Origin of the sequence: Actinomyces capricornis, from assembly GCF_019974135.1 — a bacterium.
Classification (GTDB): Bacteria; Actinomycetota; Actinomycetes; order Actinomycetales; family Actinomycetaceae; genus Actinomyces; species Actinomyces capricornis.
Genome location: NZ_AP025017.1, coordinates 15,602 through 29,250, shown reverse-complemented (window position 1 = coordinate 29,250; position 13,649 = coordinate 15,602). Strand labels below are relative to the sequence as shown.

Below are 13,649 nucleotides of genomic sequence, written 5' to 3'. Positions count from 1 at the left end.
GGCGGTCCTGCGCGCGGCGCATGAGCCGGAGCGCCGATCGCCCGGCAGGACAGGCGGGCGCCGGCGCAGGCCGGCCGCCCAGGACCAGGACGAGGACCAGGAGGGGAGCCGCAGATGAGCACCAGGCAGCGCATCCTTGAAGTCAGCGGATCGGCGGCCGGGGGCGTGCGCGCCCACCTGGGCGACTGCGCCCGGCTGCTGGCCGACCAGGGCCACGACGTCATCGTCGAGGCCCCGGCCGCCGTCCTGGACGGGCTGGAGACCGGTGGGGCCCGGGCCGAGGCGATGGAGATCGGGCCGCGCCCCAGCCCGCTGGATGGGGCGGTGGTGGCGCGCCTGCGCCGCCTGGGGCGCCGCGCCGACGCCCTCCACGCCCACGGGCTGCGCGCCGGCGCCCTGGCGGCCCTGGCCCTGGGACGACGCCGCCCCGGGCGCACGCGCCTGGTGGTCACCCTCCACAACCTCACCGTCGGCGGGGCCCTCACGCGCGCCATGGGCAGGGCCCTGGAGCGGCTCATCGCCGCGCGGGCCGACCTCATCCTGGCCGTCAGCCCCGACCTGGCTCAGCGCTCCGGCGACCTGGGAGCGGGGCGGGTCGAGTTGGCCATCATCCCGGCGCCCGACAAGGCGGCCCGGGGCCTCAGCGCCGCCGAGCCCGCCATGAGCCCGCCGGAGCAGGCTCCTGAGGACCAGGACCCCGGCCCCTGGCCCCCGGGCCATGCGCGCCTGCTCACCGTGGCGCGCCTGGCCCCCCAGAAGGGCCTGCCGGCGCTGCTGGAGGCCGCCGCCATCCTGGGCCGGCAGGCCCAGCGCGGGGAGCTGCCCGCCCTGACCTGGGCGGTGGCCGGGGAGGGGCCCGGGCGCGCCGCCGCCCAGGAGCGCATCAGCGCCCAGGCGCTGCCCGTCCTGCTCCTGGGCAGGCGCCAGGACGCCACGCGCCTCATGGCCGCCAGTGATGTGGTGGTCCAGACCAGCGTGTGGGAGGGCCAGCCGCTAACCGTCCAGGAGGCGCTGCGAGCCGGGGCCGCCCTGGTGGCCACCGACGTGGGGGGCACGGCCATCACCGCGCGCGGCGGTGCCACCCTCGTCGAGCCCAGCGCCCCGGCCATCGCCCAGGCCATCGCCGACCTCCTACGCGACCCCCGGGCCCGCGAACGGGCCCGGGCTGCGGCCCGGGCCGCCGCCGCCGGCCTGCCGGGGGACGGCGAGCTGGCCGCCCAGCTGCGCCGGGCACTGCTCGCCCAGGACTGACGTGGGCCGGTGGCTCCCGGCCGGGTGGCGCCGCCCGGTGGCGCCCGGGCGGCCGTACCGAGCGGGCCGTACCTGGGGCGCGGCCGCCCCCGGTGGGGCACACTGGGCCCCGGCCCCCGCCAGCCACCCGCCGCACCCCTGCCCGAGCCCCGTGCTCGCCAAGCCCCCAGGAGCAGACATGAGCCAGCCGACCATCAGCGATGAGCGCGAGATCCGGCAGACGGCCTCCCATGAGCGGGTCTGGTCCGGCCCCATCTTCACCGTCGACGCCGATGAGGTGGTGCTCGCCCCCGGTGCGGCGCCCGTGGCCCGCCAGGTGGTGGCCCACCACGACGCGGTGAGCATCGTGGCCCTGCGCGAGGGGCCGGAGTCCTCCGCCCCCGACGGCGCCCCCGAGATCCTCATGGTCCGCCAGTACCGCCACCCCGTCAGCGCCGCCCTGTGGGAGATCCCGGCGGGACTGCTGGACGTGCCGGGGGAGGAGCCGGTCCTGGCCGCCCAGCGCGAGCTGGCAGAGGAGACCGACCACGCTGCCGCCCACTGGCAGGTCCTAGCCGACTTCTACGCCTCCCCGGGCTTCACCACCGAGGGCGTGCGGGTCTTCCTGGCCCGCGGCCTGAGCCTCCTGCCGCCCCAGGAGCGCACCGAGCGCCAGGCCGAGGAGGCCGAGTTCGAGCCCGCGTGGGTGCCGCTGGAGCGCGTGGTCGAGGCCGTCATGGCCGGGCGGATCCACAACCCCTCCACCGTGGTGGGGGTCCTGGCCGCCGAGCGGGCGCACTCGCGGGGATACGCCGGCCTGCGCGCCCCCGACGCCCCCTGGCTGCGCAGCCCCCGGAGCCTGTAGCCGAGCACCGCAGGCCGGGGCGGCCCCGATGGATCGAGATCGCCGTCGTTAACAGACGTTAAACGTTTGACGCGGCCATCTCCGCGGGACCATACTCCAGTCATCCGACGATGCAGCGACGGTGCTGGAAGGAGCAGGCCATGGCCACACTGGCGGAGGTTGCAGCGCTGGCGGGCGTCTCGACCGCCTCGGCCTCCCTGGTGCTCTCGGGCAAGTCCTCTGGCCGCGTCTCGGCCCAGACCGCCCAGCGCATCCGGGAGGCCGCGCAGTCCCTGGGCTATGTGCGCGACGCCCTGGCCAGCGGCCTGCGCTCCAAGCAGACCCGGACCCTGGGCGTGGTGGCCCACGAGCTCCTCCAGACGCCCTACGCCACCGACATGGTCGACGCCATCGTCTCGACCTGCCGGGAGCTGAGCTGGAGCCTGCTGCTGACCGAGGCGAGCGATCCGGCGGGGATCGAGGAGGTCACCAGGGAGCTCATCTCGCGGCGGGTGGACCGGGTGCTCCTGGCCGCCATGTACCACCACGTCGTCGAGGTGCCGCCCGCCATGCCCGAAGGGGTCCTCGTGCTCAACGGCTACGCCGACCGCCCGGGCATCCCCGGCGTCGTGCCCGATGAGGTCCAGGGCGCCCGCGACGCCGTCGAGCACCTTCTGGCCCTCGGGCACCGCCGCATCGGCCACCTCACCCACGGCGAGCGCAGCGTCGCCGACGCCATCAGGCTGCGCCTGGGCGCCTATGCCGCGGCGCTGCGGGATGCGGGCCTTCACCCCGACCCCGCCCTGGTGGTGCGCGGGGGGCTCAAGCCCGAGCAGGCCGACCGCTCAGCCGCGGCCCTGCTGGAGCGCCCCGACCGCCCCACCGCGGTCTTCTGCTACAACGACGCCCTGGCGGCCGGGGTCTACCGCCAGGCCGCCCGCCTGGGACTGTCCATCCCACGGGACCTGTCCGTCGTCGGCTTCGACGACCTGCGACTGATCTCCACCAACCTGGCCCCGGGCCTGACCACGATGCGCCTGCCCCACCGGGCCATGGCCGGCTGGGCGGTGCGCCGCCTCCTGGGGCCCGCCCAGCCGACGCCGGACCTCACTCGCTTCCACTGCGACCTCATCGAGCGGGCCTCCACCGCCCCACCGCCGCGCCCCTGAGCGCTCCAGGAGCGGGCCCCTCCGACCGCCGCCCCCAGCCGACTCCGCCCCAGCCGCCCTGCACCGGCCCTCCCGCCCGATCCCACCCGATCACAGCACCCAGACCGCATCCGCATCACTGATCCCACCCAACCACTCAAGGAGAGACCATGCTCACCCCGCTCACCCCGCTCACCTCGCGCCGCGTCTTCCTGGGCATCGGCGCCACGACGGCGGCAGCTGCCGTGGCCGCCTGCTCCTCCCAGCAGGGGCGCTCCGGCTCCGGCGGCCTGACGCTGTGGACCCACAACGGCGGCAACACCGAGGAGCTCGCCGTGGTGACCAAGGCCGTCGAGGCCTTCAACGCCGCCAACCCCGAGACCCCGGTCACTGTCAAGGACTTCCCGCAGGCCTCCTACAACGATGCCATCGCCTCGGCCGCGGCCGCCGGCGACCTGCCGGACATCCTCGAGCTGGACGGCCCCATCATGCCCAACTGGGCCTGGGCCGGGTACCTGGCGCCCCTGAGCATCTCCTCCCAGCTCGAGGGCTCCATCATCGATACGGCCAAGGGCTACTGGAACGGCACCCTGTACTCCGTGGGCCCCTACGACACCTCCCTGTGCCTCCTGGCCCGCAGGTCCGCCATCGAGGCCATCGGCGCGCGCATCCCCACCGTCGAGGCGCCCTGGACCCGCAGCGAGTTCGATGAGGCCCTCAAGAAGCTCTCCGAGCTGCCCGACTACTCCTACGCCATCGACATGGGCGTGTGGGACACCGCCGAGTGGTGGCCCTACGCCTACGCCCCCATGCTCCAGTCCTTCGGCGGGGACCTGATCAACCGCGAGGACTTCTCCACCGCCGAGGGCTTCCTCAACAGCACTGAGGCGGTGGAGTGGGGCACCTGGTTCCGCAGCCTGTTCGCCGACGGCCTGGCCTCCCAGACCCCGGCCACCGACGGCCAGGACTTCCTCCAGGGCAAGGTCCCCATGGTCTACACCGGGGGCTGGAAGGTCCTCCAGGCCCAGGAGGCCCTGGGCGCCGAGGAGGTCCTCATCCTGCCCCCGGTCGACTTCGGCAAGGGGGCCCGCGTCGGGGGCGGCTCCTGGCAGTGGGGCGTCTCGGCCACCAGCCCCCATGCCGAGGCGGCCACCAGGTTCATCGAGTTCCTCATGCAGGAGGACTACCTGGTGGAGTACTCCAACGCCATCGGCACCTTCCCCTCCGTGCCCGCGGCGACCTCCAGGACCGAGAACTACGGCCAGGGCAAGCCCCTGGAGCCGGTCTACGAGATCGGCAAGGCCTTCGCCCTGCTGCGGCCCGCCACCCCCGGGTACAAGGTCATCTCCTCCATCTTCGACAAGGCCGCCCACGACATCGTCTCCGGGGCGGATGTGAAGAAGACCCTGGACCAGGCCGTCAAGGACATCGACGCCGATATCGCCTCCAACAACGGCTACGCCGCCAAGTAGACCACCGGGAAGGGAAGGAAACATGTCCTCGGTCTCCACGCGCAGCCGCCACAGCGCGCTGCGTCAGGAGGCGCGCATGGCCTGGCTCATGTCATCCCCGGCCCTGCTGCTCCTCCTGCTGTTCATGGGTATCCCCATCCTGCTGACCTTCGCCCTGAGCTTCACCAACGTCCGGCTCATCTCGCCCAACCCGCCGAGCTTCGTGGGCCTGGACAACTTCGTGCGGGCCTTCTCCCAGGACCCGACCTTCATCCGCTCGCTGGCCAACACCCTGCTCTTCGCCGTGGTAGTGGTGCCCTGCCAGTCCGGCCTGGCCCTGGCCCTGGCGCTCCTGGTCAACGCCAAGGTCAGGGGGGTCACCGCCTTCCGCACCCTCATCTTCATGCCCGTGGTCACCTCCATGGTGGTGGTCTCCATCCTGTGGAGCTTCTTCTACAAGAGCGACGGACTGTTCAACTCCATGCTCAACACCATCACCGGCGGGGGCTGGACGGCAGTGGCCTGGCTCAACAACCCCGGTACCGCGATGCCCGCGATCATCCTGCTCTCGATCTGGCAGGCGGTGGCGCTGCACATGGTCATCTGGCTGGCCGGCCTGCAGATGATCGACCCCGCCCTGTACGAGGCGGCCGCACTCGACGGCGTCAACGCCTGGCAGAGGTTCCGCTACATCACCTGGCCGGGGCTCCACTCCACCATGGTCTTCATCCTGGTGACCATCACCATCGCCGCCCTGGGGCTGTTCGTCCAGATCGACGTCATGACCCAGGGCGGGCCCCAGGACGCGACCTCTACCCTCGTCTACCACGCCGTACGCAAGGGCTACCGGGAGCATGACATGGGGTACGGATCGGCCATCTCGCTGATCTTCTTCGCCCTGGTGCTTCTCATCTCCCTCATCCAGCGCCGACTCACCCGGGAGGACTGAGCCATGACGACCGTATCGGCAGTCAACGACGCCGAGGAGCTCAAGGAGCCCAAGGATGCCACGCGCCTCGGCGGCGCCCGGCCCGCCCGCAGCGCCGGGCGCCGGGGCAGGGCCGCCACCCGGCGGCGCTCGACGGTCCTGACCTACGTGGGGCTGACGGCGGCCGCCGGCGTGGCCGTCTTCCCCCTGCTGTTCATGATCCTGTCCTCCCTCAAGCCCGACAACCAGATCTTCGCCGACCTGGGCACCCCCAGGGCCTTCCTGCCCGTGGGCGAGCTGTCCCTGGACAACTACGCCGGGGTCTTCCAGCGGGTGCCGGCCGGGCGCTTCATCGCCAACTCGCTGATCGTCACCGTGCTCATCGTGGGCCTGGGCCTGGTGGTCAACTCCATGATCGGCTTCGCCATCTCGCGGATGCGATGGAGGGGCAAGCACCTCATCCTGTCCCTGGTGCTGGCCACCCTCATGGTCCCCTTCGAGACCATCGCCGTGCCGCTGGTGTACTGGGTGGCCAGCCTGCCGCACGTCTCCTGGGCCGGGGACGGCTTCCTGGTCACCCAGGGCATGCTCAACACCTACTCCGTCCAGGTCCTGCCCTTCGTGGCCAACGCGCTGGCCATCTTCCTGTTCGCCCAGCACTTCTCCGACATCCCCAAGGAGATCGATGAGGCCGCGCGCGTGGACGGGGCCGGCTGGTGGACGATCTACCGCAGGATCGCGGTGCCGCTGTCGGGGCCCACCTTCGCCACGGTCGCCATCATCACCATGCTGCCGGCCTGGAACTCCTACCTGTGGCCGCTCATGGTCATCCAGCAGGAGTCCCTGCGCCCGGCCAGCGTGGGCATGCAGTACTTCTTCCAGCTCAACCCGGTGTGGGGGGAGATCATGGCCTATGGGACCCTCATCACCCTGCCGGTGCTCATCGTCTTCGTGGCCTTCCAGCGCTCCTTCGTGGCCTCGCTGGCCGGCACCGCGGTCAAGGGGTGAGGGGTCATGGCACTCGCTCTTGAGGACCACTGGATCTGGGACCACTGGATCGCCGACGACGGCGAGCAGTACCACCTGTTCTTCCTGCGCGCCTCCCGGGCGCTGCACGACCCCGACCGGCGCCACTTCCGCGCCTCCCTGGGCCACGCGGTCTCCCCGGATGCCAGGTGCTGGAGGCTCATGCCCGACGCCCTGGTCCACTCCGATGGGCCGGCCTTCGATGACAAGGCCATCTGGACCGGCTCGACCATCGTGCGCCCCGACGGCTCCCTCAGGGTCTTCTACACCGGCATCAGCCGCGCCGAGGACGGCGCCGTCCAGCGCATCGGCTGGGCCGACAGCGCCGACGGCGTCGTCTTCGAGCCCGCCTGCCCCCAGCCCCTGTGCGCCGATGGCCGGTGGTACGCCACCCTGGGGGAGGGCGGCACCACCGATGAGCACTGGCGCGACCCCTTCGTCCTCTTCCACGACGGGTGGTGGCACATGCTCATCACCGCCCGGGCCAAGGGCGCCGACCTGCGCCGCGCCGGGGTCATCGGCCATGCGGTCTCCCAGGACCTGGACCACTGGGAGGTCCGGCCCCCGCTGACCTCCCCCTCGGCCTTCGGCCAGCTGGAGGTCAGCCAGTCCCGCTGCGTGGAGGGCCGCCACCTCCTGGTCTTCTCCTGCGGCGACGACATGCAGGCCGAGCCCGGGCCCGGCGGGGTGTGGGTCGCCGAGGGTCAGGGCCCCCTGGGCCCCTGGGACATCGACGGCGCCCGCTATGTGCGCCCCGAGCACCTCTACGCCGGCCAGCTCCTCCAGCTGCGCGAGGGGGCGTGGGTGCTCACCGGCTTCAACAACATCGTCGACGGTGCCTTCGCGGGGACCATCTCCGACCCCATCGCCTGGCAGGACGTCGATCTGGTGGGCGGGCCGCGCTGACTCGCCGCGCCAGCCGCCCCTACCCCGCAGGCACTCCTGGCGCCATGGGGGAGGCACCCCACCCCGCATCACCACTGCCCGTCACCGCCCGGGCCGGAATGCCGCGCCGGCCCGGGCGGTGACGTCGTCGGCGGGCCCTGCGCAGGCCGCAGCAGTCTGGTAAGGTTCCCCTACATAAGAACCTCTTCCTATTAGCGGAAGTGTCGCACTGCACCCGACGACACGGCGTCGCGAACTTGCCACAGGTCAATTCGGCAAGCATGATCTTGGCTAAAGTTCTCTTCGGTCCAATGCACCCCGCACCAGGGCCCCAGGTTCCCGCGGGAGGCCCCCGTGGCCTGCCTGGGACGCCTGCGGGGCGCCCGGGCCGAACAGCCCCCGAGGATGGCGCGCGCGCAGAGAGGAGCAGTAGCGGGCTCATGGTCCAGGCAGACGAAGAACCGACCCGGGCGCGGGTACTCGACCTCATCGCGGAGAAGGGGCCGGTCTCCGCCGCCCAGCTCGCCAAGGTCCTTCAGCTCACCCCTGCCGCCGTGCGCCGCCACATCACCTCCCTGGAGGAGAAGGGGCAGATCGAGGTCCACAGCCCCGCCACCTCCGGCAAGCGCGGGCGCGGCCGGCCCGCCCGCCACTACGTGCTCACCCCCACGGCCCGCACCTCCTTCGCCGAGGGCTACTCCGACCTGGCCAACCGGGCCCTGCGCTACCTCTCCCAGGTCGCCGGGGACGGTGCGGTAGACTCCTTCGCCGCCGCCCGCGGCCGCGACCTGGAGCGCCGCTACTCCGCCGTCGTCGAGGCCGCCGGCAAGGACCCCGGCGAGCGGGCCCGGGCCCTGGCTGATGCCCTGACCCTGGACGGCTACGCGGCCTCGGTGCGCGACGTCGGCGACGGCTCCTACGCCGTCCAGCTGTGTCAGGGGCACTGCCCGGTGCGCGAGGTCGCCGGGGAGTTCCACGAGCTGTGCGACGCCGAGACCCAGGCCATCTCACGACTCGTCGGTGTTCCCGTGCAGCGCCTGGCCACCCTGGCCGGCGGCGAGCACGTGTGCACCACCCACATACCCATCGCCATGCCCGCCCTGCGCAAGCGCGCCGTGCGGGCCGCAAGGACTCGCAGCCAGCAGGCCAAGCGAACGGAAGGAACCCGATGACAACGCCCACCACCGAGACTGTGCGCAGCACCGACGACGAGATCATCGACTCGATCTCGACGAGCTACGACTTCGGGTGGCACGACTCCGATGAGGCCGGGTCCAAGGCCAAGCGCGGCCTGGACGAGCAGGTCGTCAGGGAGATCTCCGCCATCAAGGGCGAGCCCCAGTGGATGCTCGACAAGCGCCTCAAGGCCTACCGCACCTTCGAGCGCAAGCCCATGCCCACCTGGGGCGTGGACCTGTCCGACCTGGACATGGACTCGGTGAAGTACTACGTGCGCTCCACCGACCGCCCCGCCACCTCCTGGGACGACCTGCCCGAGGACATCAGGAACACCTACGACCGCATCGGCATCCCCGAGGCCGAGCGCGAGCGCCTCGTGGCCGGCGTGGCCGCCCAGTACGAGTCCGAGGTCGTCTACCACCAGATCCGCGGTGACCTGGAGGAGCAGGGCGTCATCTTCGTGGACACCGACACCGCCGTGCGCGAGTACCCCGAGCTGGTCCAGGAGTACTTCGGCACCGTCATCCCCGCCGGGGACAACAAGTTCGCCGCCCTCAACACCGCGGTGTGGTCCGGGGGCTCCTTCATCTACGTGCCCAAGGGCGTCAAGGTCGAGATCCCCCTGCAGGCCTACTTCCGGATCAACACCGAGAACATGGGCCAGTTCGAGCGCACCCTCATCATCGCCGACGAGGACTCCTACGTCCACTACGTCGAGGGCTGCACGGCCCCCATCTACTCCACCGACTCCCTGCACTCGGCGATCGTGGAGATCGTGGTCAAGAAGAACGCCCGCGTGCGCTACACCACCATCCAGAACTGGTCCAACAACGTCTACAACCTGGTCACCCAGCGCGCCACCTGCGCCGAGGGCGCCACCATGGAGTGGATCGACGGCAATATCGGCTCCAAGCGCAACATGAAGTACCCGGCCGTCTTCCTCATGGGCCCCCACTCCCGCGGCGAGGCCCTGTCCATCGCCTTCGCCGGTGAGGGCCAGCACCAGGACACCGGCGCCAAGATGGTCCACATGGCGCCCCACACCTCCAGCCACATCGTCTCGAAGTCCATCGCCCGCCACGGGGGCCGCTCGGCCTACCGCGGCCTGGTCCAGATCATGAAGAACGCGCGCCACTCGAAGTCCAACGTGCTGTGCGACGCGCTTCTGGTCGACGAGATCTCCCGCTCCGACACCTACCCCTACGTGGATGTGCGCAACGACGACGTCGAGATGGGCCACGAGGCCACCGTCTCCAAGGTCAGCGCCGACCAGCTCTTCTACCTCATGCAGCGCGGGCTGACCGAGACCGAGGCCATGGCCACGATCGTGCGCGGCTTCGTCGAGCCCATCGCCCGCGAGCTGCCCATGGAGTACGCCCTGGAGCTCAACCGACTCATCGAGCTCCAGATGGAGAACTCCGTGGGCTGAGCCCGCCGGCCACCCGGCCGCCCCCCGTCCACCACGCCCACCCGCACTGCCGCACCGCGGCAAGGAGCCATCAATGCCTGAACTCTCCACCGACCACTCCAGCGCCGCGCTGGAGGGCGCCCACTCCCACGGCGGCCCGCGCTACGTCTCCTCGCGCGCCGACCGCCCCACCTCCTTCGACCCCGCCGACATCCCCGTGCCCCGAGGCAAGGAGGAGGAGTGGCGCTTCACCCCCATGAAGCGCTTCGCCCCCCTGTTCGACCTCGAGGCCCTCAGCGCCCCGCGCGACGCCGAGCCGCTGAGCATCGAGGCCGACCTGCCCCAGGGCGCCGCCCTGGAGACCGTCGAGCGCCAGGACCCCCGCCTGGGCGTGGTCGGCGCCCCGGTGGACCGCACCGGCGTGACCGCCTGGGCCGCCTTCACCACCGCCACCGTGCTCACCCTGGCCCCGGGCGCCGTCCTGGAGCGCGCCGCCCGGCTGAGCATCGTGGGCGGTGACGAGGAGCTGGCCCACCCCACCGCCCAGCACCTCCGGGTCATCGCCGAGGCCGGCTCGCGGGGCACCGTCATCCTGGACCACACCGGCACCGCCGCCCTGACCCAGGGCGTGGAGATCACCGTGGCCGACGGCGCCGAGCTCACCCTGGTCACCGTCCAGGGCTGGCAGGACGTCGCCGTCCACGCCTCCAACCACCGCGTCCAGGTCCAGGGCCGCGGCGTGCTCAAGCACGTCGTGGTCAGCCTCGGCGGGGACGTGCGCATCTGCCCCGACCTCGGCTTCGCCGGGGAGGGCGGCAGCATCGACGCCTACGGCGTCTACTTCACCGACGCCGGCCAGCACCAGGAGCACCGCCCCTACGTGGCCCACACCGAGCCCCACTGCTACTCCCGGGTCACCTACAAGGGAGCCCTCCAGGGCGAGGGCGCCCACGCCGTGTGGGTGGGGGACTGCCTCATCGGCGCCGCCGCCCGCGGCACCGACACCTACGAGCTCAACCGCAACCTGGTGCTCACCCCGGGCGCCAAGGCCGACTCGGTGCCCAACCTGGAGATCGAGAACGGCAACATCGAGGGCGCCGGCCACGCCTCGGCCACCGGCCGCTTCGACGACGAGCAGCTGTTCTACCTGCGGGCCCGGGGCATCACCGAGTCCGAGGCCCGGCGCCTGGTGGTCCTGGGCTTCTTCAACGAGATCGTCGCCGAGATCGGCGTGCCCGAGGTCGAGGAGCGCCTCATGAGCGCCATCGAGCACGAGCTGGAGCTCACCGGCGTCATCGAGGCGCGTCAGTCGCCGCAGGACTGAGACACCCCAGACCACCCCTGACCCAAGACCTGAAAGAACACTCATGAGCACCCTGCAGATCAAGAACCTCCACGTCCAGGTGGAGACCAATGACGGCCCCAAGCCCATCCTCAAGGGCGCGGACCTGACCATCGAGTCCAACCAGGTGCACGCCATCATGGGCCCCAACGGCTCGGGCAAGTCCACCCTGGCCTACTCCATCGCCGGCCACCCCGACTACGAGATCACCGAGGGCCAGGTCCTGCTCGACGGCGTCGACCTGCTCGAGCTCAGCGTGGACGAGCGCGCCCGGGCGGGCCTGTTCCTGGCCATGCAGTACCCCGTGGAGGTCCCCGGAGTGACAGTGGCCAACTTCCTGCGCACCGCCAAGACCGCCATCGACGGACAGGCCCCCAAGGTCCGCCAGTGGGTGGGCGAGGTCAATGCCGCCATGGAGCGCCTGCGCATCGACCCCGCCTTCTCCCAGCGCGACGTCAACACCGGCTTCTCCGGGGGGGAGAAGAAGCGCTTCGAGATCCTCCAGATGGAGCTGCTGCGGCCCCGCTTCGCCGTCCTGGACGAGACCGACTCCGGCCTGGACGTCGATGCCCTGCGCATCGTCTCCGAGGGCGTCAACCGCCTCCACGACGAGTCCGACGCGGGCTTCCTCCTCATCACCCACTACACGCGCATCCTGCGCTACATCAAGCCCGACTTCGTCCACGTCTTCGTCGACGGGCGCGTGGCCGAGGAGGGCGGCCCCGACCTGGCCGACCGCCTGGAGGAGGAGGGCTACGACCGCTACCTGCGTTGAGGCCGCCCGGGGCGGGGCCCACCGGCCCCGCCCCTGAGCCCGGCACCACGAGCCCACGATCCGGAAGGCAGCAGATGACCCGTTCCACCCCGCACCCGGGCGCCCCGGCGGCCCGCGCCCCTGAGCCGCTCAGCGCCCAGGAGATCGAGGGCATCCGCGCCGACTTCCCCTACCTGGAGCGCCCCGCCCGCAACGGCGAGCCCCTGGCCTACCTGGACTGGGCCGCCACCAGCCAGAAGCCGAGGGGCGTCATCGCCGCCGAGGAGGACTTCTATCTCCGCTCCAACGGGGCGGCCGGGCGCTCGACCTACCAGCTGGCCGACGAGGCCACCGCCACCTGGGAGGACGCCCGCGAGGCGGTGGCCGGCTTCGTGGGGGCCCGGCCCGGGGAGCTGGTCTTCACCAAGAACGCCACCGAGGCCCTCAACCTGGTGGCCCTGGCCATCGGGCACGCCTCGGCGGGCCGGGGCGCCGCCAGCGGGGCACTCACGCGCGATGCGGCCGATCCCGCCCGCCGCCTGGCCATCGGCCCGGGCGACGAGGTCGTCGTCAGCCGCGCCGAGCACCACGCCAACCTCGTGCCCTGGCAGGAGCTGTGCGCCCGCACCGGGGCGGCCCTGCGCTGGCTCGACCTGGACCCCCAGGGCCGTATCGACCTGGGCACCCTGGGCGTCATCAGCGAGCGCACCCGGGTGGTGGCCCTGACCCACGCCTCCAATGTCACCGGGGCCATCACGCCCCTGGAGCGGATCCTGCCGCGGGCCAGGGAGGCGGGCGCCCTGGTGGTGCTGGACACCTGCCAGTCCGCCGCCCACCTGCCCCTGGACTTCGCGGCCCTGGCCGCCGCCGGCGTGGACGCCATGGTCCTGTCCAGCCACAAGATGTGCGGGCCCACCGGCATCGGGGCGCTGGTGGCCACCGAGGAGCTCCTGGAGGCCATGCCCCCCGTGCTCACCGGCGGATCCATGATCGAGGTGGTGACCATGACCTCCTCCACCTACATGAGCGGCCCGGCCCGCTTCGAGGCCGGCAGCCAGCCCCTGGCCCAGGCCGCCGGCTGGCATGCCGCCGTGGACTACGTGGGGCGCATCGGCCTGGGCCGGCTCCACGCCACCGAGACGCTCCTGGCCGGCCGGCTCCTGGAGGGCCTGGAGCGCACCCCCGGGGTCCGGATCCTGGGCCCCCACGACACCCGCGAGCGCCTGGGCGTGGTGGCCTTCACCATCGAGGGCGTCCACCCCCACGACGTCGGCCAGGTCCTGGACGCCGCCGGGGTCGCCGTGCGCACCGGCCACCACTGCGCCCAGCCCATCCACGCCCATGCCGGCATCCACGCCTCCTCTCGAGCATCCCTGGGGCCCTGCTCTACTGTGGGGGAGGTCGACCGCTTCCTGTCGGCCGTCACCGACGTCCGGCGCTACTTCCAGAGGTGA

Annotated in this window: 12 protein-coding genes; all 12 read left to right on the top strand. The window is 72.0% G+C overall.

Annotated elements, in window-relative coordinates; translation table 11 throughout:
- The first annotated feature begins 114 nt into the window (after positions 1 to 114).
- The 12 genes from MANAM107_RS00135 (at position 115) to MANAM107_RS00080 (ending at position 13,649) form a co-directional block, all read left to right on the top strand.
- Entirely contained in the window at positions 115 to 1,251 is a 1,137-nt protein-coding gene (locus MANAM107_RS00135) for a glycosyltransferase family 4 protein (RefSeq protein WP_223909605.1), read from the top strand.
- 178 nt (positions 1,252 to 1,429) lie between these two features.
- A complete protein-coding gene (locus tag MANAM107_RS00130; RefSeq protein WP_223909602.1) occupies positions 1,430 to 2,095 on the top strand; it encodes an NUDIX domain-containing protein in 666 nt (221 codons plus the stop codon).
- 140 nt (positions 2,096 to 2,235) lie between these two features.
- On the top strand, positions 2,236 to 3,243 hold the full coding sequence (locus MANAM107_RS00125) for a LacI family DNA-binding transcriptional regulator (protein WP_223909599.1): 1,008 nt from the start codon (positions 2,236 to 2,238) through the stop codon (positions 3,241 to 3,243).
- A 149-nt stretch (positions 3,244 to 3,392) separates the two neighbouring features.
- Positions 3,393 to 4,694 (top strand): ABC transporter substrate-binding protein, encoded by a 1,302-nt coding sequence (locus tag MANAM107_RS00120; RefSeq protein ID WP_223909596.1) that lies wholly within the window; start codon positions 3,393 to 3,395, stop codon positions 4,692 to 4,694.
- A gap of 22 nt (positions 4,695 to 4,716) precedes the next feature.
- Entirely contained in the window at positions 4,717 to 5,622 is a 906-nt protein-coding gene (locus MANAM107_RS00115; protein ID WP_223909593.1) for a carbohydrate ABC transporter permease, read from the top strand.
- Positions 5,623 to 5,625: 3 nt separating this feature from the next.
- Positions 5,626 to 6,609, top strand: a complete 984-nt coding sequence (locus tag MANAM107_RS00110; protein ID WP_223909590.1) for a carbohydrate ABC transporter permease — start codon at positions 5,626 to 5,628, stop codon at positions 6,607 to 6,609.
- Between the two features lie 6 nt (positions 6,610 to 6,615).
- Positions 6,616 to 7,533: a glycoside hydrolase family protein gene (locus MANAM107_RS00105; protein ID WP_223909588.1), complete on the top strand. Its 918-nt coding sequence runs from the start codon at positions 6,616 to 6,618 to the stop codon at positions 7,531 to 7,533.
- A 419-nt stretch (positions 7,534 to 7,952) separates the two neighbouring features.
- Positions 7,953 to 8,684, top strand: a complete 732-nt coding sequence (locus MANAM107_RS00100) for a helix-turn-helix transcriptional regulator (RefSeq protein ID WP_223909586.1) — start codon at positions 7,953 to 7,955, stop codon at positions 8,682 to 8,684.
- Positions 8,681 to 10,120 carry a Fe-S cluster assembly protein SufB gene (gene sufB / locus MANAM107_RS00095; RefSeq protein WP_223909584.1) on the top strand — a complete coding sequence of 480 codons (1,440 nt, stop codon included), beginning with the start codon at positions 8,681 to 8,683 and terminating at the stop codon, positions 10,118 to 10,120. The genes MANAM107_RS00100 and sufB overlap by 4 nt, the downstream gene beginning before the upstream one ends.
- Positions 10,121 to 10,193: 73 nt before the next feature.
- Entirely contained in the window at positions 10,194 to 11,423 is a 1,230-nt protein-coding gene (locus MANAM107_RS00090; RefSeq protein WP_223909581.1) for a SufB/SufD family protein, read from the top strand.
- Between the two features lie 43 nt (positions 11,424 to 11,466).
- Complete coding sequence (sufC, locus tag MANAM107_RS00085) at positions 11,467 to 12,216, top strand: Fe-S cluster assembly ATPase SufC (RefSeq protein WP_223909578.1); 750 nt, start codon at positions 11,467 to 11,469, stop codon at positions 12,214 to 12,216.
- Between the two features lie 74 nt (positions 12,217 to 12,290).
- Complete coding sequence (locus MANAM107_RS00080; protein WP_223909575.1) at positions 12,291 to 13,649, top strand: SufS family cysteine desulfurase; 1,359 nt, start codon at positions 12,291 to 12,293, stop codon at positions 13,647 to 13,649.